26 protein-coding genes are annotated in these 22,359 nt (G+C 43.0%); 6 read left to right on the top strand and 20 right to left on the bottom strand.

What is annotated here, in order from left to right:
• Positions 1-206: 206 nt before the first annotated feature.
• Positions 207-1,934, bottom strand: coding sequence for a helix-turn-helix domain-containing protein (locus Q9R46_RS03185; protein WP_311278936.1), 1,728 nt, complete (start codon positions 1,932-1,934; stop codon positions 207-209).
• A 303-nt stretch (positions 1,935-2,237) separates the two neighbouring features.
• Here Q9R46_RS03185 and Q9R46_RS03180 point away from each other — a divergent pair, with 303 nt between their 5' ends.
• The 4 genes from Q9R46_RS03180 to Q9R46_RS03165 all read left to right on the top strand — a co-directional run bounded on the left by Q9R46_RS03180 (position 2,238) and on the right by Q9R46_RS03165 (position 4,985).
• A complete protein-coding gene (locus tag Q9R46_RS03180) occupies positions 2,238-2,366 on the top strand; it encodes an epipeptide YydF family RiPP (RefSeq protein WP_090921902.1) in 129 nt (42 codons plus the stop codon).
• Positions 2,367-2,639: 273 nt separating this feature from the next.
• Complete coding sequence (locus Q9R46_RS03175) at positions 2,640-3,587, top strand: YydG family radical SAM peptide epimerase (protein WP_311278935.1); 948 nt, start codon at positions 2,640-2,642, stop codon at positions 3,585-3,587.
• Complete coding sequence (locus Q9R46_RS03170) at positions 3,584-4,330, top strand: peptidase (protein ID WP_311278934.1); 747 nt, start codon at positions 3,584-3,586, stop codon at positions 4,328-4,330. Before Q9R46_RS03175 ends, Q9R46_RS03170 begins: the two co-directional genes overlap by 4 nt.
• Before the next feature lie 19 nt (positions 4,331-4,349).
• Positions 4,350-4,985 carry an ATP-binding cassette domain-containing protein gene (locus tag Q9R46_RS03165; protein ID WP_311278933.1) on the top strand — a complete coding sequence of 212 codons (636 nt, stop codon included), beginning with the start codon at positions 4,350-4,352 and terminating at the stop codon, positions 4,983-4,985.
• Positions 4,986-5,953: 968 nt separating this feature from the next.
• On the opposite strand, the gene Q9R46_RS03160 is transcribed toward Q9R46_RS03165, so the two are convergent.
• The 3 genes from Q9R46_RS03160 to Q9R46_RS03150 all read right to left on the bottom strand — a co-directional run bounded on the left by Q9R46_RS03160 (position 5,954) and on the right by Q9R46_RS03150 (position 8,208).
• Positions 5,954-6,730, bottom strand: coding sequence for a (2Fe-2S)-binding protein (locus tag Q9R46_RS03160; protein WP_311278932.1), 777 nt, complete (start codon positions 6,728-6,730; stop codon positions 5,954-5,956).
• A 1-nt stretch (position 6,731) separates the two neighbouring features.
• Positions 6,732-7,772, bottom strand: coding sequence for an ABC transporter substrate-binding protein (locus Q9R46_RS03155; RefSeq protein WP_311278931.1), 1,041 nt, complete (start codon positions 7,770-7,772; stop codon positions 6,732-6,734).
• Between the two features lie 157 nt (positions 7,773-7,929).
• Entirely contained in the window at positions 7,930-8,208 is a 279-nt protein-coding gene (locus Q9R46_RS03150) for a hypothetical protein (RefSeq protein ID WP_248061021.1), read from the bottom strand.
• A gap of 200 nt (positions 8,209-8,408) precedes the next feature.
• On the opposite strand from Q9R46_RS03150, the gene Q9R46_RS03145 reads away from it, so the two are divergent.
• Positions 8,409-9,938 (top strand): collagen-like protein, encoded by a 1,530-nt coding sequence (locus Q9R46_RS03145; RefSeq protein ID WP_311278930.1) that lies wholly within the window; start codon positions 8,409-8,411, stop codon positions 9,936-9,938.
• A gap of 89 nt (positions 9,939-10,027) precedes the next feature.
• Here Q9R46_RS03145 and Q9R46_RS03140 read toward each other — a convergent pair whose 3' ends face one another.
• The 12 genes from Q9R46_RS03140 to Q9R46_RS03085 form a co-directional block, all read right to left on the bottom strand.
• Complete coding sequence (locus tag Q9R46_RS03140; RefSeq protein ID WP_311278929.1) at positions 10,028-10,612, bottom strand: GNAT family N-acetyltransferase; 585 nt, start codon at positions 10,610-10,612, stop codon at positions 10,028-10,030.
• The gene (locus Q9R46_RS03135; protein ID WP_311278928.1) at positions 10,612-11,106 is read right to left on the bottom strand and encodes a DinB family protein; all 495 of its coding nucleotides are present in this window, start codon (positions 11,104-11,106) and stop codon (positions 10,612-10,614) included. Before Q9R46_RS03135 ends, Q9R46_RS03140 begins: the two co-directional genes overlap by 1 nt.
• Positions 11,107-11,167: 61 nt before the next feature.
• On the bottom strand, positions 11,168-12,178 hold the full coding sequence (locus tag Q9R46_RS03130; RefSeq protein WP_311278927.1) for an LLM class flavin-dependent oxidoreductase: 1,011 nt from the start codon (positions 12,176-12,178) through the stop codon (positions 11,168-11,170).
• A 48-nt stretch (positions 12,179-12,226) separates the two neighbouring features.
• Positions 12,227-12,979, bottom strand: coding sequence for an amino acid ABC transporter ATP-binding protein (locus Q9R46_RS03125; protein WP_311278926.1), 753 nt, complete (start codon positions 12,977-12,979; stop codon positions 12,227-12,229).
• On the bottom strand, positions 12,976-13,686 hold the full coding sequence (locus tag Q9R46_RS03120) for an amino acid ABC transporter permease (RefSeq protein ID WP_311278925.1): 711 nt from the start codon (positions 13,684-13,686) through the stop codon (positions 12,976-12,978). Before Q9R46_RS03120 ends, Q9R46_RS03125 begins: the two co-directional genes overlap by 4 nt.
• Complete coding sequence (locus tag Q9R46_RS03115; protein WP_311278924.1) at positions 13,683-14,378, bottom strand: amino acid ABC transporter permease; 696 nt, start codon at positions 14,376-14,378, stop codon at positions 13,683-13,685. The genes Q9R46_RS03120 and Q9R46_RS03115 overlap by 4 nt, the downstream gene beginning before the upstream one ends.
• Before the next feature lie 27 nt (positions 14,379-14,405).
• Complete coding sequence (locus Q9R46_RS03110; protein ID WP_311278923.1) at positions 14,406-15,233, bottom strand: transporter substrate-binding domain-containing protein; 828 nt, start codon at positions 15,231-15,233, stop codon at positions 14,406-14,408.
• Positions 15,234-15,599: 366 nt separating this feature from the next.
• Entirely contained in the window at positions 15,600-16,082 is a 483-nt protein-coding gene (locus Q9R46_RS03105; RefSeq protein WP_311278922.1) for a GyrI-like domain-containing protein, read from the bottom strand.
• 15 nt (positions 16,083-16,097) lie between these two features.
• The gene (locus tag Q9R46_RS03100; RefSeq protein ID WP_311278921.1) at positions 16,098-16,682 is read right to left on the bottom strand and encodes a chloramphenicol phosphotransferase CPT family protein; all 585 of its coding nucleotides are present in this window, start codon (positions 16,680-16,682) and stop codon (positions 16,098-16,100) included.
• 32 nt (positions 16,683-16,714) lie between these two features.
• Entirely contained in the window at positions 16,715-17,401 is a 687-nt protein-coding gene (locus Q9R46_RS03095; protein WP_311278920.1) for a hypothetical protein, read from the bottom strand.
• Positions 17,398-17,931 carry a hypothetical protein gene (locus Q9R46_RS03090; protein ID WP_311278919.1) on the bottom strand — a complete coding sequence of 178 codons (534 nt, stop codon included), beginning with the start codon at positions 17,929-17,931 and terminating at the stop codon, positions 17,398-17,400. Before Q9R46_RS03090 ends, Q9R46_RS03095 begins: the two co-directional genes overlap by 4 nt.
• A gap of 12 nt (positions 17,932-17,943) precedes the next feature.
• Positions 17,944-18,510 carry a histidine phosphatase family protein gene (locus Q9R46_RS03085; protein ID WP_311278918.1) on the bottom strand — a complete coding sequence of 189 codons (567 nt, stop codon included), beginning with the start codon at positions 18,508-18,510 and terminating at the stop codon, positions 17,944-17,946.
• Between the two features lie 133 nt (positions 18,511-18,643).
• Here Q9R46_RS03085 and Q9R46_RS03080 point away from each other — a divergent pair, with 133 nt between their 5' ends.
• Positions 18,644-19,249 (top strand): hypothetical protein, encoded by a 606-nt coding sequence (locus Q9R46_RS03080; RefSeq protein ID WP_311278917.1) that lies wholly within the window; start codon positions 18,644-18,646, stop codon positions 19,247-19,249.
• A 67-nt stretch (positions 19,250-19,316) separates the two neighbouring features.
• Here Q9R46_RS03080 and Q9R46_RS03075 read toward each other — a convergent pair whose 3' ends face one another.
• The 4 genes from Q9R46_RS03075 to Q9R46_RS03060 form a co-directional block, all read right to left on the bottom strand.
• A complete protein-coding gene (locus Q9R46_RS03075; protein WP_311278916.1) occupies positions 19,317-19,796 on the bottom strand; it encodes a hypothetical protein in 480 nt (159 codons plus the stop codon).
• An 86-nt stretch (positions 19,797-19,882) separates the two neighbouring features.
• Positions 19,883-20,446: a hypothetical protein gene (locus Q9R46_RS03070; protein WP_311278915.1), complete on the bottom strand. Its 564-nt coding sequence runs from the start codon at positions 20,444-20,446 to the stop codon at positions 19,883-19,885.
• 46 nt (positions 20,447-20,492) lie between these two features.
• Positions 20,493-21,149: a hypothetical protein gene (locus Q9R46_RS03065; RefSeq protein WP_311278914.1), complete on the bottom strand. Its 657-nt coding sequence runs from the start codon at positions 21,147-21,149 to the stop codon at positions 20,493-20,495.
• A gap of 148 nt (positions 21,150-21,297) precedes the next feature.
• Positions 21,298-22,092 carry a hypothetical protein gene (locus tag Q9R46_RS03060; protein WP_311278913.1) on the bottom strand — a complete coding sequence of 265 codons (795 nt, stop codon included), beginning with the start codon at positions 22,090-22,092 and terminating at the stop codon, positions 21,298-21,300.
• Positions 22,093-22,359: the final 267 nt, after the last annotated feature.

The raw sequence follows: 22,359 nt of genomic DNA, 5'->3' as shown, positions 1-22,359 counted from the left end.
ATAAAACCTTTACTACATAGACAAAATTCATTTTGCGGCATTATCGAAAAGAATTCCTGTGCTTTAAGAACTATCTTTAGAACTTTCGCCCTACTCCAAATCATTAAAACCAAAAAAACAGGTCACTTATCCTCTTTACGGAGAGAAAAGATGACCTGTCTATAGTCTTTAGAATGGCTATTTGAACCCTGATTAGGATAAATGCTTTATGTAAACCCCAACAACGCCTGCTCAACCTGATCCACAATCCCATTGATCCCCAACGGCCCATAACTGCCAATCCAGGTTGCCGCATCCACCGAATGCACTCGTTGCTCCTCGCCGCCACCGAGCATTCCCAAAACCCGCTGCTCTGTCGCCGATATCCCATCCTGCATAAGCTCATTACTCAGCAAAAAGTAGTGACTTGCCTGCACTGCGGGTAATCTCTCAACCGAAATATGATAGGCCGTATCCGAGGTGTCTGCGACAAACAGTGGAACAGGCAGACCCAGATCACTATACAGCACAGCACCTGTGCGATGAGCGGCGGAATGCACTCGAACGAGCGAATCCAGCGGACGGATCAGAGCCACACTTTTGCCTGCCAGTACTGTAGCTATTTCCTCAGATAGCAAAGCCGTTCTACGAAGATAGTCAGCAATAATATGCTTGGCTTCTGCTCGTTTGCCTGTCAGTTCACCGAACAGACTAAGGATCGTCTGCCAGTTTTCATTACGTTTGAACATGAGCACTGGAGCGGTCCCACTTAATCGTTCAAGATACTGCTCATGGACCTCGGTGCAGATAATCAGATCCGGTGCAAGTCTTTCTACCGCAGGTAGATCTGGATATTCATATGTACCTAGTAATTCAGTGTGCTGGAGTCCCGCCCGAAGGGATTGGGGGAAAGATAACTCTCGGCTTCCTAATCCGACACTTCCTACAGGTGCCAAGCCCAGCGCCAGCAAATGATCGGCATATTGCACATCAAGGACAGCGATACGCTGAGGTGTTTCGGTGACGGTGTACTCTCCTTGCATATGACAGATGACCGGGCCTTGGGCTGATTCATAGGATGAAGCTGTGCGGTTTTGTAGCAACGCCTTCGCATAGTCTGCATCGGTTCTCGACGCAGCGGCATGCCGGTAATGTAGCGGTGGGACGCCAACATACTTTTTAAATGCTCTGCTGAAATAATACATGTCTCGATAGCCCAGCTTGTCCGCAATTTCACCGATCGAAGCATCCGTATGACGCAACATACGTGAAGCACTTTCCATGCGTAGCTGAATGACGTACTCCATCGGTCCGAGCCGCTTTTCTTGTTTGAAGCGACGCTGCAATTGTCTCACACTACAGCCCGCAAGGGTAGCCAGCTCTTTGAGTTCCAGGTTCTGACGATAGTGCGACGCAATATAGGAAGCGACCACATCCACCATATCGGACTTCGCTCCCCCCTGACCACGTTCATACGCCATGATCAGCTCGTAGATCATTCCCTGTAGCAACGCGTTGGCATAGAATCGTTCCAGCCCTTCGCCGCGGCGCCATTTGGCCACGATTTTCTCCGCGTTTTCGATCCATTCGGCATTGGTTGCCGAGTTCTGCACAAAGGATCTGCGCAGCGGATGTTTTCGGTACGAAGGCATAACAATAGAGGCTCCCTCCATGGAAGAAGCCTTGTACTTGATTACAATATAATGAATGTCCTCTGATCTGGCCGTCAGCGTGTAGGATGATCCCTTCACCGCATGACAGGCAAAAGAAGCTCCAATGTGGCATCCCTCGCCATCCATTGCAAGCTCCCCTTCCCCTCCGTATGCCAGCAGTAGCACATTAGAAGTTACATTGGTTTCGTGTAAAACGCTGCCTGTCTGCAAAGTACCGCTATACCCGTCAAGCATCTTGATTGCTGTATCACTCCAACCACTTGTCTGTTCTTGCAGCGGCATTTCTCTCATCTCCTGACAATCGCATCGGTATAATCATTGCTGTTGTCATTGTAGTTGAGATTCTTTCTCATTGTCAATTTTCGGACTCGGCACGGCTCTTCGTCATGCAACTCACCCAGAGCAACGGTACGGACATTATGTAGGAAACGAATATTCAGTTGTTAGGAGAAGCTTCATCAATATTGATCAAACTCTCGTTAATCCCAATCCCTATCCAAACACTTAATATTTTTAACATATTTTTAACTTGTATGTATAACAATTACATGTATAATAGTGGTAATTGAGAGGAGGTGAATACAAATGAAAAAATTAGAGATTAAAGAATTGATTCTTAAATCGGAAAAACTGGCTAAAGTTAATGACTTGTGGTACTTTGTCCGATCTGGAGAAGGTGCTTGGATTATAGGTTCAGGTGGCGGAGCCAAGTAAAATGGCTTTATTGAATCTATGATTCTTAAAAGTTAAAACTCAAATTAGTGGTTGAGTCAATTAAAGCTCCAAGCTTCTTCATCCATTTTGGTACATAACATACGGGAATTACTCATGTGAGCTCTGGCACATTTTGCGCCTGAAGACTGCCAACCACTAATTATGAGGTCTGGCTACTTTATTGGGAATTATTTAGTAGGAGTTTCGAGAGACTGTGTATGAAAGAGTACTTTACATCTCACTTCATTTAAGAACGGTAGAAAGGAAATGTTTATGTATAACAATGCGGTAATAAATCTTGGAGCAAAATGTAACGCAGCCTGCGCTCATTGTTGCTTTTCTTGTTCTCCAGCATCGACTCAAACTATGGATCAAACTTACATAAGAAAACTTGCCCATGAATTGGCTGAAAATAATAAAATAAACGTGATTTCATTTACAGGTGGAGAGATTTTTTTGAACTATCCATTTTTACAAGAGCTATTAGAGATCATTAAACCTCATCAGAAGAGAATCACCCTTATTAGTAACGGCTTTTGGGGCATCAGTAGAAAAAAAACAGAACAGTATTTTAACGACATGGAGTATTACAATGTGACTAATCTAACCATAAGTTATGATGAATTTCATGAACCATACGTTAAAGCTGATGCCATTAAAAATATACTGGAATGTAGCAGAGACTTCTCTAGTACGAGAGTGGCGCTAAATATGGCTGTAACAAAAAGTAAAATGTCTAATCGTATATTAGAATATATGGGAGAATCTTTGCTTGGGATCAGAGTGACAAAGTTTCCACTCATGCCTGTTGGAGAAGCAAAGCATGAAGACCCGGACAGCTTTCAACATATTTATAAACTCAGTAACGAAAGGAGTTTGTATTGTCCTGGATTTGAAGTCGTGTATCATTTTGACGGTCAAATATATCCTTGTTGCTCGCCAGCAGTATTTGATACCAAATTGCATTTGAGAGAAAGCATGGATCAAACGTTTGACAGAACTATTGAAAAATTAAACTCCAATCTTCTATTTTACATTATGCGAAAGGAAGGATTTAAATGGTTCATTAATACAGTTCAGAGCAACCCTGAATTTAATCACATTGAGATCCCAGAACAATTTTCATCCATATGTAACATTTGCAACATTCTATTTAAAACGGAAGAGAATATTGATTTGTTAACACCATATATGATGAATTATTACGAGAGCATGGTATGAAACAGTGCTTTACGTTTGAAAACGAAGAATATGAAATTTTTGTAGAAAACGAAGTGTTTGTTAAAGATAAGTGCAAAAAAGAATTTTATAAGACAAGCATTATCCATTTAGATGAAACCTTAAAAGAGCAGTTGAGCGAATATAAGAGTAAAATTAATTCTGTAAATTTCACCATCTACATCATACTCTTTTTAGTACTGCTTGTGTCTAATCTTTATTTTATTCATTTTTTCGGTTATACATTCCCTAGATTTGAACATAACTTTAAGAATTATTCTATTTTTGTTTCTTACATGATTTTCAATGTCTTTATTCATGAGCTTGGCCATATAAAATCTATGAATTTTTTCGGAAGAAAACATAACAAAGTGGGATTCAAAATGAACTTTTATGTTTTTCCTTCTTTTTATGTTCAACTAAACGATATTTATATGTTATCCAAAAAAGAAAAGCTCATTGTTCATTCAGCAGGAATTTATATCAATTTATTCATTATTTTAACGATCCAGATCATCAATACGTTATTCTTGAAAATGGATATGTTGTCGGTATCCTATATTTTCTTCTCTTTAGCTTTATTATGGAATGTAATCCCGGTGCTGAACTCTGATGGATACAAGATTTTACTTACAATCCTAAATAAAGATGAATTTGAAAACTCCAAGAAAAATCATTTCATTATTAAATTCATTCAGATTATTGGGGTATTACTCGCCATACGTTCAGTATTATTGTGGTTTTAAGAGAGGAGGAATTCATGCCATGGTTTTAGATATAAGTGGCTATACGTTAAAAATCAAAAATAATCTCTTGCTTGATCACGCACATTTACATTTTCAACCAGGGGGTGTCAACCATATTGTAGGGAAAAACGGTGTGGGGAAATCCAGACTGGCGAAAGATTTTATTCTAAATAAGAGCGGTTTTTTCCCAAAACACTTGTCCTCAAATCTGACCGTAATCTCAAGTTATTCTAATATACCTGAAGATATTTCCGCCAAATTGCTTTTTAAGATATTAATGAAAAGATATGATCGGATGATGTTGGATCAGCTTAGTGATTTATTGAATATTGAAAATATACCATCCAACATTCTCATTAAAAATCTAAGTGACGGACAGAAACAGAAGCTTAAGCTGGTATCATTTCTTTTAGAAAATAAGGAAATGATCATACTCGACGAGATCACTAATTCTCTAGATAAAACAACAGTCAATGAGATTCACCAATTTCTTAACATTTATAGCAGACAACATTCAAACAAAATCATCTTAAACATCACTCACAATTTATCAGATCTCAAAAACATCGAGGGAAGATACTTCCTCTTTCAAGACAAGAAGCTAGTGCAATACGAGAACAAAGATCAACTAATAAAAATATATATTGAGGAATAATGACTATGATTGAATTTGCAAAAAGCCTATTTAATAAAGTATTTATGTTTCTGGCACTTATTTTTTTGTTGTCGTTCTTGATCGGTTGGTTCCTTCCTATTGGTCTTGATAAAGTTACATCCCTAAGTTATCGAGAGTATCTTTTCAGTACCTATACTGTCTTTACTCAATTTGGATTTTTAATGTTCTCGTTCATCATAGCTTTCTTCGTGAATAAGGAATATTCGAATAAAACCATTCTGTTTTATAGGCTGTTATCCTATGACAGTCTTAAATTCTTCTTGAATAAATTTGCCGTACTTTTTATTGAATCGCTTATTTTAATCACCATATTCCTTTCCGTTGTATCTATGGTGTACCAGGATTTTAGTCTGTTTTTGCTCATGGTATTTTTGTTGACATCTGTAGTCACACAATACATTCTTATCATTGGAACGATCAGTTTGCTTTCATCTAATATCTTGATGAGTATTGGTTTAAGTATTTTATACTGGATATTGAGTGTCGTTTTAGTAGCCAGTTCAGATAAATTAACATATGTTGCTGTTTTCGACGCTTCAAATTACCTTTATAGGCACATCAACCAAGTGTTTGCACAAGGAAACAATTTCATTTCTTTAAGCAATGTATTAACGGTTATTGTGTATAATCTTATCTTATTTTTAGTCAGTGTTCTGATCGGTAAACTGATGAACAAACGTTGGTTAAAGCTTGGAATCGACTAAAAAGTTGATGTAAAAGTTGGAATTTGGGGCAATCTGATAGGAGCTTTTTTTACACAATTATGTGGATTGTCCCCTCTATAACAGGCAAAAGAAGCTCCAATGTGGCAACCCTCGCCATCCATTGCAAGCTCCCCTTCCATCAATAGTACACTAGAAGTTATATTTGTTTCGTGTAAAACGCTGCTCTTGCAGCGGCATTTCTCTCATCTCCTGACAATCGCATCGGTATAATCATTGCTGTTGTCATTGTAGTTGAGATTCTTTCTCATTGTCAATTTTCGGACATTTGAGGCAATATTCCCCTGACATCTGGTACCAGAAACAGCAGGTGAGCCGATCACTTTTGGCAACATGTACATTGTCCTTACAATCGGTGAAACGGGTCAATGGATTCTTCCTCTCACCAAACACTTGCCCGGACGCCACCTGCGTCAGATAGGAGAAGTCCTCTCGAATGATCTTACGTTCCTGCTCCGTCTCGCCTTCATCAGGAGAGAATAATCGCCCGATCCGTACCATGATATTCTCCCAGAGAATACTCATCGAAAGGGTAGCAATCGCAGCAAGTGTCTTTAACAGTGGTGTCAGTTGTACCGCGAACATCTCCTTAACCGCCTTTTCCCGCCATACGTCCCGGTCTCCCGTCAATTCCTCAGCCCGAAGCTCGTTCACCGCTAGAAAAGGAAAACGTGTTCCTTCTTCATGTTCTTCGAGCTTCGGATGATAGAGAAAGCTGTTCTCCAGCTGAAAGGTTACATGCTGATGATGAAATGTCATCGCGGTCACCAACGGGGCTGTCCATAGATATCCAAGTCGCTTGGCTAACATGGAAGCAGCAACCTTCATGTCTGGTGCATCGATATAATGTTGAAACCAGCTGATATACTCTCGGCACGCCTCTTCGTCATGCAGCTCACTCAGCGCAATGCTACGGACACTATGTTGAGGCGGCTCGCCAAGCAAAATCGAATGATCCTCCACCGTCTCTTTCCATGGGTCTGTCGAGAGATATCGGCTCATATTAGTTCGATCCCAGCAGGGCTTCCGAAGCCTGATCTACAATCAGATTAATCGCAAGCGGTCCGTAGTATGCGATCCATAGTGTGGAGTTTACATCATACGTGCGGTTATTTTTCACAGCATCCAGAGACTTCCATACCGGATTGTTTACCATCGCCTCTGCTTCTGCGGCAAACAGCTCATCCGACAATACAAAATAACGATCTGCCCCAATCTCAGGCACTTTCTCCATAGAGATCTCTACGGAAGTATCATCCTTGATACCTTCAACAAGTGCAGGCATTTTCAAGCCCAGGTCATTATACAGAATGCCACCTGTACGGTGCTCGATGCCATGAACACGGATACCTTCTTTACGTGGACGAATCAATGCTACCGTCTCATCACCCAGCTTCTCAGCCAGTTTCGTTTTCATTCCTGCCACTTTCTCTTCATACGCTGTGCGCACTTTCTCTGCTTCGTCTTGCTTGTCCGTAATCTTAGCTACTGTAGCTAACGTATCACGCCAGTCTTCGTAGAAATCGAGTACCAGGGTAGGTGCAATTTTGCTTACACTCTCGTACTGCTTTTCTTGGAAGTCGGTCATGATAATCAGATCCGGGTCAAGTGCAACAATGGCTTCCAAGTTAGGCTCGTCCCGTGTACCCAGCACTTCAACGCCATTTGGCTGGTCTCCCAAGTATTCTGGAAAATCAGTGTTTCCTCCAGCGATAACACTACCTGCTGGCTTTTCGCCAACCGCTAACATTTGATCCAAAAACTTAACATCGAGCACGGCAATTCTCTTCGGTTTTTCGTTTAGGGTTATATCACCCTTCATGCCCTTGATCGTTACTGGAAAAGCACCGTCAGTCTTCGTCTCAGTACTCGCAGGTGTATCCGAAGATGTTGCCTCGGATTGTTTACCGCTATCTGTACCTGTTCCGGCACCGCAAGCCGTCAGGACAAGAATCAGGGCTAGCATCAAGCCCATGAGTAATGATGATTTGTGAGCAGCATAGCCTTTGCTTCCGGCCGCTTGCCCCTGTATTCCTTGTTTCATTTGTAAATCCCCCTTATGTATACTAGTGATAATGATTTTCATTATCGAAACATAAAGAGAGTATAAACGATCTGTGTATCGTGTTACCATGTACTTTTGCGACATTTCAGTCGGACTAATGCGACATCATGATCGATATTTTACCTACACCTATCCACTATGCACCTTTTAATTTCTCAGCAATATAAGCCTGTAGACGGTAGATATCCGAAAGAAGCTCTTCCTCCTCCGGTGTATTACCGTACTCTCCCAGCCAGCGCGGTGTACGAATATGCCAATCTTCTGTCAGGTATTGCTTTTCATCGCGATACTCTAGAATATGTCCCAGGAAATATTCCAGTGAGCCGAAGGATTGTTTCTGATTATCGTTGATGATGGCTTGTGTATTTTCAATGATAGACTGCAACATTTGCTGGATATGATCTTCCGTCTTCATAGCTCCTCCTTCAGTCTCTTCTATTCAAATCGTGAATTGCCGCGTATTCCTGACTAAAAATAATATGTATGTATGCCTTTGCAAATCACAAGATGTGGTGATTCTCCCATTTAAGGAATAATACAATCAAATAACTATGTGACTACGTCCAATCAATTATGAACCTCTTAAATATGATATTAGTATGAGAGGTGATTAATATGACAGTTTTGTCTACAGGCGTTATCGAAAATCGAAAGCGTCAAGTAACCAGCCTAGCCATCAGCGTATCAAATGAAGCTAATCTGAATGCAACCGCTCAGGTTGAAGTGTATTTGGTTCCTACGCTTGGCGTGAGCAATGCAGAAGTGTATTTTTTAAACGCATTTTCTTTAAATCCGTTTAGTACCACTGATTCTATTGTCACGTTTGACAATGTATATGCTAATTTTGATCATTTTGGTGTTCGTGTCATAACAGGTGGGGAGGGGGTAGATAACATTGTAGTGACTGTAACTGGTTTAGATAGTTCTGCAAATCGGATCTTCGAGATTTTTCCTGGTGAGTTAGGTCCAGGTATACCTGGGCCTCCAGGCCCGCCTGGAACTCCAGTTTTAACAGGAATTGGGGAACCCACATGCGCAATTGGTAATTTGGGAGACATTTATATTGACCTCTCCACAGGAAACACATTTTACAAACTATCTCAACCTGTTCCTCCCCTGGTCAGACCTATTCCTGCTCCAACCGGTATCACAATCCCGGTAGGTTCAACGCAGACGTATACCACAATTGATGCGGCTTTAGCTGCTGCTAATCCTGGTGACAGACTATTGCTTGATGCTGAGACCTTTACGATTACATCCACTATTAATGTTAACACACCGGTGACGATTGAGGGTCAAGGAGTAGGACTCACTATTGTGACCACTACCCTGAATACCGTGACCACTATGTTTAATGTGACAGTATCGAATGTTGTTTTTCAAAATATGTCTATCGTCCAAAATTTCCCGCAGGTATTGAGCATTGAGACCGTTATTTCATTAAATAATTTATCGGCAACAGGTATATATGTCGACCGTTGTGAGATTTCAGTGTGCGAACTTGGTATTTCCGTTAAAGTAACGGAATTCCAAATAACAAATTGCAACTTTACCTATGCACCTCTTGCTTCACGTCCCAATGGATACTACTATATCATTATTTCCTCTACTTCTGGTGAAAGCATTATTGACAATAATACGTTTGTATCTGACGCAGGCAATTCTGATTGCCGATTTATCATCATTACCAATATAGCTGTTAATTCAGGGACACTCCAAGGGAACTTGGTAGTAAACAATAATACACAACTTGTCTCTCCCTTTACTTTGCGTCATTTGCTAGTAATTGAGGAATTTATCGGTGCAGATTTTGGTTTGTATTTTATTAACAACACTACAATTAATGAGGGAAATGTCCCTGTATTACTATTTAACGCAAACTTAAATATTTTTAAATTTATAGCAACTTATGGAAACAACGTCCAAAACACTGCAGGAAAAGAGATCATCGGAATTGACTCAAGTTATATCGGTACAACCAATATTTTCAGTTCAGGCAATACAATTGCAAATGAATTTTTTACTTCGGGGTGGGCTTCTGCAACCGTTCCGTCTAGTTTTATTGTGGGCTATAATACAACAGCAATTCCGACTGATCCTAATCTTCCATTAAATAATTGTTACTGGCTAATGTTGATTTCATGATGAATAGCTATACACTAGAACTCCAAATTGGATTCCATTGGTATATACAAGCGTCAAGCCTCTGAATATGGTCATCCTTGCGAGTGTTGCTATTGAAGCAACAGGGTGTCAGCCAGCTTCAAGCGATAGCTTTTGACCAGCGTGTTTCCCCCTGTCATAAACTCTTTATCCAACGCTCGTTCAAACCCCAGACGCTCATAAAGACGAATCGCCGACCCCATCATGTCCGAGGTGTGAAGGTACAACGTATCTGCACCTCGTTCCCTCGCCAGTTTGACACTGGCCCGAATAAGCTCTGTTGCCACACCTCTGCCGCGAGCCTTGCCAGTTACGCCCAGCAGACGAATAATCGGTGAATGGATGCCTAGCGCTGCATTGCCGTATGCCGTCTCGGATGAGTCATACACAAATACGCTGCCGACGATTTCTCCATCCAGTTCTGCGACAAGCTTGGCAATTGTTGACGATGTCCGAGTCGCTTCTGCAATGCCCGCTTTATAGACAACCCAAGCATCCTGAGGAAGCTCCTGTTCATATTGACTGTATGCTTCATACAGGACGGCCTCCAGCAAATGACCTTCATTGGCAGCCGCTTCCCTGATAATCAGTTCTCGGCTGCCCGTACCCGAACTCGGATGCTGGCTGTCCGTTGATTGCGCCTCTGTGTTTGCCATTATTGCACCTGCTTTTCAGCTGCTGCTTGCTTGATTCTGCGAATCTGGTTGAGGTGGTTCTGCACATGAGCGACAAAACCCGGAATGATCACAGCTAGAGATACCGTCTCTCCTTTGAAGTTAACACCTGTTTTCTCCCATTCTTCGTCGCTCAGCCGCTCCAATAGTCCCGAGTTGAACTGAACCAGACCATTAGCAATCGTAATCAGCTGAGAAATCTGCTCCTCATTTGCTTTTTGTCCGGCAACCCATGCATCCTGGTTAAACCCAGGCAGCGTCGCCGGTGATCCCGCTAATATTTCACGGATGCGGAAGGATACGACGATACTGTGGTCCACCAGATGTGCCAGCACTTCCGTAACACTCCAGGAGGATGGAGAAGACTTCCATCTCAACTGCTCTTCGGTCAGACCCGCAATCTCCTGTTCAATCTCTTCATAAGCGTGTACATATGCCGATATAATTGCTCCCGTCTTCACTGTTGTGTTCCCCATGATTACCGCTCTCCGATCTATATAAGTTTAACTAAAATACGGATGATAGGATTTGCTATGTCTACACCAGTTCCCCTGTAAATGCTTCTTTCAGCAATTGGAATGAACGTGTCCGTTGTTCAAAATTAGGAATAATCGTTGTAAACACAAAGCTGTTTACGCCATATTCCTCCGAAAGCTCAAGCAGTCGCTTCCGTACGGTTTCCTTGGTGCCACGTGTAATGTCCGCTTCGCGCTCAACCGCCGTATATGCTTCTCCCGCTTGCCTTGCGAATTCCGCTGCCTGCTCCAACGTCTGTACATTCACGGTTTTGCCACTCGCCAGCGTTGTACGCACCGTTTTGTGCTGTCCTGCCAGTGCATTCGCCTCTTCTTCCGTGTCTGCAGCAATGACCGACAAGGCCAGAATGGCTTCAGGCTCTCCGCCATGTTCCGTGTTAAACTGCGTGCGGTACGTATCCAGCGCAGCGCGTGCAGTTTCGGGATCACTGTTGATAAACAGCGCAAACGCATAAGGTAGCCCTTGCTTGGCTGCCAGTTCCGCACTGGAAACACTCGTGCCCAGCATATAAATACGTGCCGGCTGCCCTGGTAACGGATGAGCTGTCAGTCCTGGCTGTGCATGGGTTTCACCTGCCGGAGCGTTCAGAAAGTTTCTCAGTTCCACCAGTTTGTCATCCAGCGTTTCCGGCTCGGCAATTCCCTTTTGCAACGCCTTTGTGGAACGAGGTAAGCCGCCTGGAGCTCGCCCAATCCCTAGTTCAACTCGTCCCGGAGCCAGTGTCGCAAGCACATTGAAGTTTTCAGCCACCTTATATGGGCTATAATGCTGGAGCATGACACCTCCGGAGCCAATCCGGATTTTTTGAGTCTGTGCGAGCAGATACGAAACGAGCACTTCTGGCGATGAACCGGCAACCCCCTCCGAGTCATGATGCTCCGCTACCCAAAACCGGTCATATCCAAGTGATTCTGCAAGCTTCGCCACTTCTACGGTATTTTTCAACGCCTCCGCGGCCGATTGGCCCGGAAATACAATGCTCTGATCCAAAATCCCTAATGTAAAGGACATATCTCTTCCCCCTTAGATATTCTTTATCATGTTTCTAATCCCGTTTTCTTATATGGAGTACGCACTATCCGGCGTAATGCGCTTGAGAAACTGCTTCGTCCGCTCTTCCTTCGGATAGCGGAACAGCTGCTTCGGCTCTCCTTCTTCCACAATGACCCCGCCATCCATAAATACAACGTGATTCGCCACTTCCTGTGCAAAACCCATTTCGTGAGTCACGATGATCATCGTTATGCCCTCCTCGGCAATCTGGCGAATAACCGCCAGCACCTCACCTACAAGTTCCGGGTCCAGCGCCGAAGTTGGTTCGTCGAACAAAATAACCTCTGGGTTCATCGCCAGCGCCCGGGCGATCCCGACGCGTTGTTGCTGTCCGCCCGAAAGCTGGCTAGGGTATGAATCAAGCTTGTTTCCGAGACCTACCTTTTCAAGCAAAGCGATACTCCGCGTCCGTGCTTCCTCTTTCGCCACTTTGCGTACAGCGACAAGTCCTTCCATTACATTTTGCAGCGCTGTTTTGTGGCGGAACAGATTATATTGCTGGAAGACCATCGCTGATTTTTGGCGTAAGGCATGGATGTCCTTTTTGGCGTGCTTGCCGTAATCCAAGGTGAAATCACCGAGTGTGATATGCCCGCAATCCGGTTTTTCCAAATAGTTCATGCAGCGCAGAAGCGTTGTTTTACCTGATCCACTGGGCCCCAGAATCGCAACGACCTCTCCGCGCGCCACCTTCAGATTAATTCCTGACAGCACCTTATTGTCTCCGAAGCTTTTGTGTATTTGCTTGAGTTCAATCATGACACGCCTCCCCGGTTGTACGATCTGAACCGCTTCTCTGCCACTGCGGTCAGTCTTTCAATCATGATGGTCAGCCCCCAGAAAATGAGAGCTGCCGCCACGTACGCCTCAAAAAATTTCCAGTTGGTTGATGCAACAATTTGTGCCTTGGCGTTAATCTCCACCACCGAGACCGCAAAGGCCAGTGTAGATCCATGCAACATGCCAATCAGCATGTTTGAAATGTTGGGTAGACTGGCTGCAAAAGCCTGCGGCAACACAATTCTGCGTAATGCCTTCGTCGCTGTCATACCCAGTGAATACGCCGCTTCGATCTGACCGCGATCCACCGCGAGCAAGCCGGATCTGACTATCTCTGACGCATAAGCACCCGCGGTAATCGAGAATGACAGGTAAGCAAAGCCGATCAGTGGAATAGACGATGAATTGAACCCAAGTCCGAGTGACGAAGACACACTGTCAATGATCATCGGCAAACCGAAATAGATCAGAAGCAGATGTGTAATCATCGGTGTACCGCGAATAAACGTAATGTAGGCAGTCGCTAGCTGGCTGAGTACAGGAATCCGAAACTGGCGGAGAAGTGCCACCGCTGTGCCGATGATAAAACCGAGAACCACCGAGACCACCGTGATGGCCAGTGTGATCGGAATGACACCGAGAAGCTGCACGAAAGCGGTCCATACAAAGGAAAGATCAAAGCTCATATCGGAGCAAACCCCCTCTTCTGCACTCTACGCTCAAGCACATCGAACACCCGCTCTAGCACAAAACTCAAAACAAAATAAATGAGTGCCAGCGAGATATACGCTTCAATAAAATGACGAGAGATCGTTGCAAGTGTAGACGATTTGCCCGTCATCTCCATGACACCGACACTGAAGGCAAGGGATGTATCCTTCAGGCTGCCAATGACCATGTTGGCGAATATAGGCAATGCCGTCACATAAGCCTGCGGCAATACAATTCGGAAAAACGCTTGCGGGCCAGACATGCCCATGGCATAAGCAGCTTCTACCTGGCCCCGATCCACGGAAGCGACGGAAGCCCGAATCATCTCCACCATAAACGCTCCGCTATGGAGCGAGTAGGTCAGAATGACAAAGTAGATTGCAGGTGCACGGTTGGCATTAATACCGAACAAACCCAAAATTTCCGGCACACCGTAATAGAACAAAAACAGCTGAATCAAGATCGGTGTACCGCGAAAAAAGGACACATACAGCTTAGACAGCTGTTTCAGCACCGGAATATTGTACATCTGCGGCAGTGCCGCGATGGAACTGATGATTAGACCAAGCACCATTGCACTAACTACAATTAGAAGCGTAGTACTGATGGTGGGTAGGAGCTTTACAAAGTAGTCAATGACATAACTGAATTCAAATGGTGCACCCATCGCTGCGACCTGCCTTTCGTCTACGTGTTATTTGCTTTCTGATTGCGTAGCGTCAAAGCCAAGCCACTGCTCACTCAGTTTCTTCAACGTACCGTCTGCCTTGATTTCCTTCAGCGCTTCATCGATGCGGTCAGCGAGCTTTTGCTCGTCCGGATCATCCTTGCGGAACATAAACAGGGTGTCCGATTCACTAAGTGCAGGACCCACCAGTTTCAGCTCGCCGCTCGGATCAATAAGTGGAAGCGTAAAATCCGCCGCTACAAATGCTGCAACCCGTCCAGCCTTGAGCTGTGCGATGGAATCGTTGGCCACACCGCTTGAATACACAATATCTAGTGCATTGTTATTCTGCTTGTTGTAGTTTTCCAATAAAATGGCCTGGGCACTGGTTGCTGTCGTTAACACTTTTTTGCCTTTTAGATCATCAATGGAATGAATGGTATTATCATCTTTGAGAACCGCGATTTTGTTCTTCCAGTGGGAATATGCTTCTTTATTGAATAAATATTTCTGTTCGCGCTCCGGGTTTTTCTCCATCTGATGCGCAACCATATCAATCTTGTTCGTTTCGAGGCTGAGCAATAAGTTCGTGAACTCCATCGTCTGCAGATCAAACTCGTAATCATCCAGCCGTTTATCAATTTCTCTGACAAGTTCTACATCATATCCCGTCAGCTTGTTATTTTCGTCAATAAAAGCGACATTCGGAAATTGCGTGCCTGTTCCCACAATAATCTTGGTTGGTTCCTTCGCTCCATCAGCTCCCGATGCTGTCTTGGTGTCTCCCCCGGTACTGCATCCTGTGAGCGCCAATACGATTGCGGTTGTAAGTGTTAGAACAGACCATTTTTTCATGTTTTTCTCCCCCGTTATGTGTGCGATTATTTTAAACCACTAATTCTTACATGTTAACTAGGAATTAATTGATCTAAAAATAGCATTCCAACAGGAACATCGTCAACGGGTTTACTTATAGAACAATTCTATATATAAATAAAATATTCGATGGGTGCGATTACACCCTAATCACATGTTGATGATGGAACCTCATCGCAGGCACTGGGGAAACGCTCATAGGTAGCCCAGTTCGCTTGGTAAACGTAAAAGCAGTAGCCTTTCATATCTGGCACGTCAATGAATTTGTTCAAAAAAGGAAGGCATGGATTCCCTGCCCCAGGGAATCCATGCCTTCCAAACTGTTATCATCTCGTTTATTTTATATTAAAGATTGACTTTGCTGACTGGAAAGAGGATTTCGACTGGTTCTTCATCCGCTTCTTCATCGATATAATAAATCTCGATCTGACTCGAACCGTATAATTGAGGCTCATATCCATTCTGCCTGATCCATTCATGAAGCTTATCGTGGCCTTCTCCAATGGTTTTATTCGTACACAGTACTTTGACATAAGTGGTTTCTGGCAGTACAAAAGCCAACATTTCTTCAGGAACATCCGCAATCTCTGTCACCTCGACACAACCAAAATACGTAGCTATAATGCCATTACACATGAATGGACTAAATAATACTTCGTAATCTTTTCCATGTTTAATTTCCTTTCTACGATCCCAGAATGCACGTTGAACCTTAACCGCGAGCTCAGGGAATGCATCTGGAAAATTTCCCGTCTCACACAGGCCTACGAGCTTATATTCCCTATTCACTACTTCAATGTCAAATGATCTCGAAAGCTCTTTACCCATCACCTTTCATCTCCTTCAGTCTCTTCGATTTATTTTTTTAAAGGCCGAGAATTTCTGTTCGGACTGCATGTATTGCAGTATTTTCTCGGCACATGCAGCTGAACTGAATTCTTCCGTGTTCACTTCCAGATCATACTCATCGTAGGCGTATATGTAATCGAACTGGGAATGGGCTAGCCCGATCTCGCGATCCCCCCTGCTTTGCTCTCTTCTGGTAAGTTCTTCTTTGGAGCAATGAACACCAACAAACAGTATCGGATAATCGGCAAGCAAATCATAAAAATCATTGAAAAACTTGTCATCACTGATGACCGTATCCACAATTACATTCAGGCCCAACTCCGAAAATAGTTTAATAGTTGAGAAGTACAATGAGCCAATCGGGCCAAATAGGATATCTGACATCACACCCGGCTCCACTTCTCTTGTTGGCTGCATATCCGGATATGTCGTATCGATGAACTGATCGTAATTTTGAAAAAATTGATCTACGGACAGATGATGCAGCGGCATTTCCCCCTGTTTTTTCATTTCCAGCGCAATGCTTGTCTTGCCTGAACTGGACGTTCCGTTCAAAAAGATAATGAGTCCTCGTTCCATAGGATTCACCCTTATCTATTAAATTTTTCTTCCTAACTGAGTCCTTCTCCTCTTAATATATCCTTTGAAAATTGATCCACAGCGAACCAGGTAGACACATCGTCTTCTACATACTTCTTCCAAGCGATTACAACATGAATTTCACATATTTCATCCGATTCTATCTGTGACATGGGCACACTAATCCCTTTTCCAGAACTCAGGATGTACCCCTGTGCTTCAACATCAATACCTTCACCATAGGATTTCGGAATGCGATCCCCTTGGTTTCTCCTCATCATTAACAAGGTTCCGTCTTGTGTACCCATATGTAACCGATCGATTTGATTTTTATACTCAATCGCTTCGAGTCCTTCTCCTGTATCCGATCCACAGCTTGTCCAGTTATAACCCTCTTTCCACAAGGCTGTGAAGCTGCACTCATCAATCTGGTGATCATTCTTTGGTTTGATTCGGAATACAGCTCCCCAGCATTCCTCTACTGCCTGATCGCAAGCAAGTTCTACATCTACTCTACAAATCGCGAGTTCGCAGTCCCACAAGTCGTAGTAATACTTATACAACCATCCACAGCTACTGAGCTTGGCGCAATCTGTTGCAAGATAGGATTGGTTTGAGACCGAAAGCGAGAATTCCACGGTGCCCAGAGGTGTACAAATAGACGGCATCGCAGGCATCTGCGGTACATCGTCGGTTTCTTTTCCATGAAAAAGCTTCATGCTTCTCTTTCCTTCCTGATATATTGTTTAAAATAATTCCTAAACACATCATAGATCTCTTGCATTTCCATGATCTCGTTCCGAAACATATCCCGAATCTCTTCACTTTGTTTGTGCTCAAGCTCCATGTCGAACTCTTCAGCCTCATATTCATTTAACAGTTCATAGAAATATTCGCACTCCACTTTCACTGCCTGGTAATGATCGGCATACTGTCCGGAACCGAGCAGAAAACTGGCCCAGGATATTTCTCTTCGATCGTACTTCATATACAAACAAGCGATGTAATGGTCGTGTAAGGAGTTCAGATATTCATCGACGAAAGGTTCGGAGTGAATATATCTGTTAACGATGCCAATCGCGTCACCTTGATATTTCACTGTTGCTAATTCAATGATCCAATATGGTGGCTTCTCATATTCCAGAATAACGTCATCACAAAACGGATGGAAGTGCTTGTACCAGATTAATTTACTCTCAAGCATGATCCCCAGCTTACAAGCAAACTCTTTGGTAGGTTCAATTTTCATCGGAACCATCTCCTATTCTTCCCACAGTCTAGTCACTTTCTCTAACTTCATCCCGTCAAATTGTAATTGATAGATATCCGGTTTCTCGATCTGATTGATAAATTCCACACCGTACGTGGGATCAAAAGCATTTATCATTAACGTCATGACATGTCCGTGTGTGCCGATTGCTACTTTTTTCCCAGAATACTCTTCTAAAATCTGTTTCAAACCGCTCACAGCTCTATGCTGGCACACCTTGTTAGACTCGCCTCCGGGCAATGCATACTCTGGATCAGCAAACATTCTTTCCGTAATCGTGCTAAAATCCTCATCTGCAACAGCCTCATCTGAAAAATGCCTTTCTCGCAAATCCTCCATGAGCTGCATATCTAGCCCCAAAGCCGTTGCAAGCCCCTCCAGAGTTAAAACAGCCCTGGCATACGGACTTGAAATGATGGTATGTATTCCTTCTTCCTTTAACATCTCGGTTACTTTGGCCGCATTCTCCCAGCCCTTCAAGGTAAGTCCTCTTGTTCTATCCGTTCCTTCATTGTATGGCGACTCGGCATGTCTGACCATGTAAATGATCGTTTTCATAGAAAAACTCCTTCGGTCTCATCTCTAAAATCCATTCATCTATCGGTTCATACTCCTATGTATAATTTACAAGAATTCTCATATATGTGATAGTAGAAGTGGAGAAAAGTAATATCTAAGAGAGGATAAGCTTATGTATTCATTTCAAAAGAGATCTGTTCTAATATGCCTTGTATGCCTAGTCGTCGTCACTGTATCGATCATCTCATATATGAATGTTCAATCCAAACCGGAGCAAAGCGTTTATAACGTAGTCCATCTACCAGCCAACTCCATCACCTTCAGTGAAGCGGAAAAGCTACATTCATTTGCTGAATTCATCGTGATTGGTTATGCAACAGACGGGTTTGCGGATCGTGAGCATGTGATAACTGCATTCGATGATGGAGCCATGCAGTCCTTTCACACCAACACCAATATAAAGATCACGAAAATACTAAAGAAACCTGAGGATTTCCCTTCAGATCAAACTGAATTGACAATCATCGAACCTGTTAGCTTGAATGGAAATGTGAAGTACACGGCAAATGATTATGTAGAACTGCAGAAGAATGAACCAAGTGTGCTTTTTTTGCTGAGAAACTCCTATGGTGATTACGGTTTGATTAATGATAACTGGGGAAAATTCAGCTTGGAAGGCGTAAGCCAATATAGCTTACCTGAATCCTCATCATCTCAACAATTATCCGATTACCAAATCTTTCGGGATTCCGTTATGAAGAAATACAACCTGGACTAGGAGTCAGCCCCAACGTTGGGGCTTTTTTTATTTGGATTTATTTCTACCTTGGTTATTGCGGCAGATTTCACAATCGTTTATTCCGATCGTACTCCGTCAATTTCTCCTCAATGAATCTCCACGCACTGTTCAGATCACGGTGCACCCAGTCAATGTCTTCGGTGGTCTGATCACTATATACCCCTAATATTAACGTTCTGATCGCTTCTTCCGACTGTTCGCCTACAATAAGTGCTACTGGAAAAGGAATGTTGCGATACTGATCTTCACCAATATAGAACACATCCTCTAACTGATCTCCCCATTCATATGTCAGTTCACTGAAATCCAGGATCAAACCCGCTGGTTCCCAGGCTTCCAACACCGCTTTGCCTATGGCACACATATAGATGGCATCTGAATTCCCCCCAGAACCATATCCATATTCACCCGTGAACTTTAAAATCATAGTCTTGCAATACCTCACTGCCTCTGAATCTCCAATATGGACTTCATATTTCAAATCACTAAGCTCTTCCAGCTTCAACTGCTTGGTTACAATATCCATGACACCCTCCATATATAGCTACTTACATCCTCCATCCACCTCATGACAAGGCACATCTGATCGCTGAACTCAGTCATGATGAGTTGCTATTTTTCCATATAATTATAAACATTAAAATCATTATACTTCACATAGAACCCTTCCTTGATAAGCTTCTGTTGTTCCTCCTCAATTCCAAAGGAAAATGCTGCACCTGGACCAAGTCCTGTTTGACTTACTGCGATTGCTTCACCATTTTTATCGTACAATTTCACATTTGTATCCGTATAAGTTTGAATTCCCTCTTCAGTAAAGTATCCATTATATATAAATACGCCCGAAGGATTGTTCATATTAAAGATCGTTCTAAACGAAAAATAAATATCGTTACCTCTGTTCACCACATCCAGTAACAGCGTCGAGTTGTGGATCTCGGCTGCTTGGATATCTTTGTTCATGGGTTCATCGACATTAAAATTAATCCATTCCGGTTTTACAAAAATTTCAACAGGAATATGTTCTGATCTCAGCGTGACGGTATACCCATCTTGGTTCAAAACCTTCTCTGTTATTGCCTCGCTTGTGGAGTCCGACTTGTAATACTGATAAATAAATATTGCGGCTACAATCAGGATAACCGTTGAAAGTACTACCCATCTTCTGTTATTCATATCTGTTTCCTTCCTTTTTGATGCTTGGCTTGATGCTTAACTAAGACTATATGCTCATCTCTTCAGCGATTTGAATTAAAGTTGGAGCGGACTGCTGCTGCCCGATCAGTTCATACTGTAGCGCTTTTCCGCTACTTCCAGCCTCAATCCAGATCAACCGGTCCATTCCGTGATTCGAAAAATAAAATGCTTCCGCGTCCCGAACGCGTAGCGGTTTCACCTGGGACAATTCATCCTCAGACAGGTAAACTCGGCTTTTGGTTGTCCCAAAAATATGAAGGGTCAGTGCCCCTTCCCCTTGATAACGGATTCGGATACCTACTAGTTTGTTGTTTGGATGCAAATCGCGGATCACGACCTGCTGTCCTGTGGTTCTGCTCACTTCAGCCATAGCTTCAATCTCATCAGGTGTCAGATTATCGAATCCATAATAGACCTGAATGCTCTCAACTCCCGCATGGGCCGGAAACTGTGGTTGCCACTCCGTCAGCGTTTCCTTCAACTGCTCCAGTCCGTGCTCCCATTCAACGGCAGCATAATTCGTCTGCTGGGTGAATTGGTACTCTCCAGCATTTGCAATGTAAATGGCCTTTCCATCACCCGGTTTCAGAGTACGTATAATTTGATCTACGACGTAATCACTTTCCTGCGCTTCCATCTGAATTCTACCAAGAAAATCACCGTTTTGATTATTAATATCCAACCATGATCACTCCTCAGATTAGCTGTTTTTGATCCATCCGATTCAATCATCCTTCATAGTAAAAAGATTACATTTCTTCTCCATCTTACCTTATGGAGAAACCCCGCGACAATGAATCGCGGGGCTCATGTTTGGCATCAAATTTCGTTCATTTCTCTTTATTTCTTCCAAATATTCTGTTAATCACGTTGCTCTTTTTCTTCATTATAGGTTCATCTTGGAACTTTGCACTAAGCCAAAATGAACCAGTGATAATGTCCCCGACAACCATTTCCTGATTAACGAGTTCTGGATCAATGACAACATCAACCTCCCCACCTAACGTCTTAACTAATGCCCAGGTGAACCGCAACTTCGACTGTTCATTAACAATCTCTGCTGTTTCTACGATTCGTCCTGTGAACATGGCAGTTGCACTTGGCGTACCTTCACCAAGTAGTCCAGATGGAACAAAGGATTCCACTGCAAATTTGTATTCACTATCCTGGGATAAGTTAAATTCTTCTTCGTCTTTATAGAATGTCACTTCATGTGCGAATGCCGACAATTGTACCTGTATCAACTGTGGAATATGAATCTGCCCGTATACCCCTCGGTTAGGTATATCAAAAACGAATGGATAAATTCCCGAATCCATCGACTCATCGGGTTCAGCCCAAGCATGAAATCTGCCATCTAGTTTGTTGTTTTCGTCTGGTTCCAGTTCTGCGGTAAGTCCAATTTTCATACGAGATGAACCTGAGAAATGAGGATTCAATCCGATAACCTGATTCTTTTTATCTATCTGAAGCCATATCTCAATCCCTTCTCCCGCCAGAGCCAGAGCATATTCCCCATATGTAGCTTTGATCCTGATTCCAGTTGAAAGTGCATACTCGGCGATATCTTCAAAATCTTCGGGGGAATGTACACGAAATCCCAATGTGGTCATATGATTTACCATTTATGCTTAACTCCTTCTATACGTAATGTGTTCTGCTATGTACGCTTTGTCTAGCACTCATCCTTTGGAGGGATTCAACTTCGATTTATATTTTGATCGCATCATTACATCTAACAGATAACCAAGGAACAACCAGATAAGTACCCCCAAAAATGTAGTTACAAATCTAAAATGGTAATTAACAATATCATCGTATCCGAATAATGCTTTTAGATAAAACTCTATATTCGTTAAGATGTTGGCTATGATCTGATTCATGCCTTCCCC

It is taken from the genome of Paenibacillus sp. RRE4, from assembly GCF_031844205.1.
GTDB classification, from domain to species: Bacteria; Bacillota; Bacilli; order Paenibacillales; family Paenibacillaceae; genus Paenibacillus; species Paenibacillus xylanexedens_B.
This window is presented reverse-complemented; position numbering and strand designations above follow the sequence as displayed.

Excerpts from the sequence above, each read along its gene's own strand:
- Q9R46_RS03170 (WP_311278934.1), top strand. The coding sequence starts at position 3,584 with ATGAAACAGTGCTTTACGTTTGAAAACGAAGAATATGAAATTTTTGTA.
- Q9R46_RS03135 (WP_311278928.1), bottom strand. The coding sequence starts at position 11,106 with ATGGGGAACACAACAGTGAAGACGGGAGCAATTATATCGGCATATGTA.
- Q9R46_RS03100 (WP_311278921.1), bottom strand. The coding sequence starts at position 16,682 with ATGGAACGAGGACTCATTATCTTTTTGAACGGAACGTCCAGTTCAGGC.
- Q9R46_RS03090 (WP_311278919.1), bottom strand. The coding sequence starts at position 17,931 with ATGAAAATTGAACCTACCAAAGAGTTTGCTTGTAAGCTGGGGATCATG.
- Q9R46_RS03145 (WP_311278930.1), top strand. The coding sequence starts at position 8,409 with ATGACAGTTTTGTCTACAGGCGTTATCGAAAATCGAAAGCGTCAAGTA.
- Q9R46_RS03165 (WP_311278933.1), top strand. The coding sequence starts at position 4,350 with ATGGTTTTAGATATAAGTGGCTATACGTTAAAAATCAAAAATAATCTC.
- Q9R46_RS03185 (WP_311278936.1), bottom strand. The coding sequence starts at position 1,934 with ATGCCGCTGCAAGAACAGACAAGTGGTTGGAGTGATACAGCAATCAAG.
- Q9R46_RS03115 (WP_311278924.1), bottom strand. The coding sequence starts at position 14,378 with ATGGGTGCACCATTTGAATTCAGTTATGTCATTGACTACTTTGTAAAG.
- Q9R46_RS03125 (WP_311278926.1), bottom strand. The coding sequence starts at position 12,979 with ATGATTGAACTCAAGCAAATACACAAAAGCTTCGGAGACAATAAGGTG.
- Q9R46_RS03140 (WP_311278929.1), bottom strand. The coding sequence starts at position 10,612 with ATGGCAAACACAGAGGCGCAATCAACGGACAGCCAGCATCCGAGTTCG.
- Q9R46_RS03080 (WP_311278917.1), top strand. The coding sequence starts at position 18,644 with ATGTATTCATTTCAAAAGAGATCTGTTCTAATATGCCTTGTATGCCTA.
- Q9R46_RS03105 (WP_311278922.1), bottom strand. The coding sequence starts at position 16,082 with ATGGGTAAAGAGCTTTCGAGATCATTTGACATTGAAGTAGTGAATAGG.
- Q9R46_RS03155 (WP_311278931.1), bottom strand. The coding sequence starts at position 7,772 with ATGAAACAAGGAATACAGGGGCAAGCGGCCGGAAGCAAAGGCTATGCT.
- Q9R46_RS03075 (WP_311278916.1), bottom strand. The coding sequence starts at position 19,796 with ATGGATATTGTAACCAAGCAGTTGAAGCTGGAAGAGCTTAGTGATTTG.
- Q9R46_RS03095 (WP_311278920.1), bottom strand. The coding sequence starts at position 17,401 with ATGAAGCTTTTTCATGGAAAAGAAACCGACGATGTACCGCAGATGCCT.
- Q9R46_RS03060 (WP_311278913.1), bottom strand. The coding sequence starts at position 22,092 with ATGGTAAATCATATGACCACATTGGGATTTCGTGTACATTCCCCCGAA.
- Q9R46_RS03175 (WP_311278935.1), top strand. The coding sequence starts at position 2,640 with ATGTATAACAATGCGGTAATAAATCTTGGAGCAAAATGTAACGCAGCC.
- Q9R46_RS03070 (WP_311278915.1), bottom strand. The coding sequence starts at position 20,446 with ATGAATAACAGAAGATGGGTAGTACTTTCAACGGTTATCCTGATTGTA.
- Q9R46_RS03110 (WP_311278923.1), bottom strand. The coding sequence starts at position 15,233 with ATGAAAAAATGGTCTGTTCTAACACTTACAACCGCAATCGTATTGGCG.
- Q9R46_RS03085 (WP_311278918.1), bottom strand. The coding sequence starts at position 18,510 with ATGAAAACGATCATTTACATGGTCAGACATGCCGAGTCGCCATACAAT.
- Q9R46_RS03160 (WP_311278932.1), bottom strand. The coding sequence starts at position 6,730 with ATGAGCCGATATCTCTCGACAGACCCATGGAAAGAGACGGTGGAGGAT.
- Q9R46_RS03130 (WP_311278927.1), bottom strand. The coding sequence starts at position 12,178 with ATGTCCTTTACATTAGGGATTTTGGATCAGAGCATTGTATTTCCGGGC.
- Q9R46_RS03180 (WP_090921902.1), top strand. The coding sequence starts at position 2,238 with ATGAAAAAATTAGAGATTAAAGAATTGATTCTTAAATCGGAAAAACTG.
- Q9R46_RS03120 (WP_311278925.1), bottom strand. The coding sequence starts at position 13,686 with ATGAGCTTTGATCTTTCCTTTGTATGGACCGCTTTCGTGCAGCTTCTC.
- Q9R46_RS03150 (WP_248061021.1), bottom strand. The coding sequence starts at position 8,208 with ATGAAGACGGAAGATCATATCCAGCAAATGTTGCAGTCTATCATTGAA.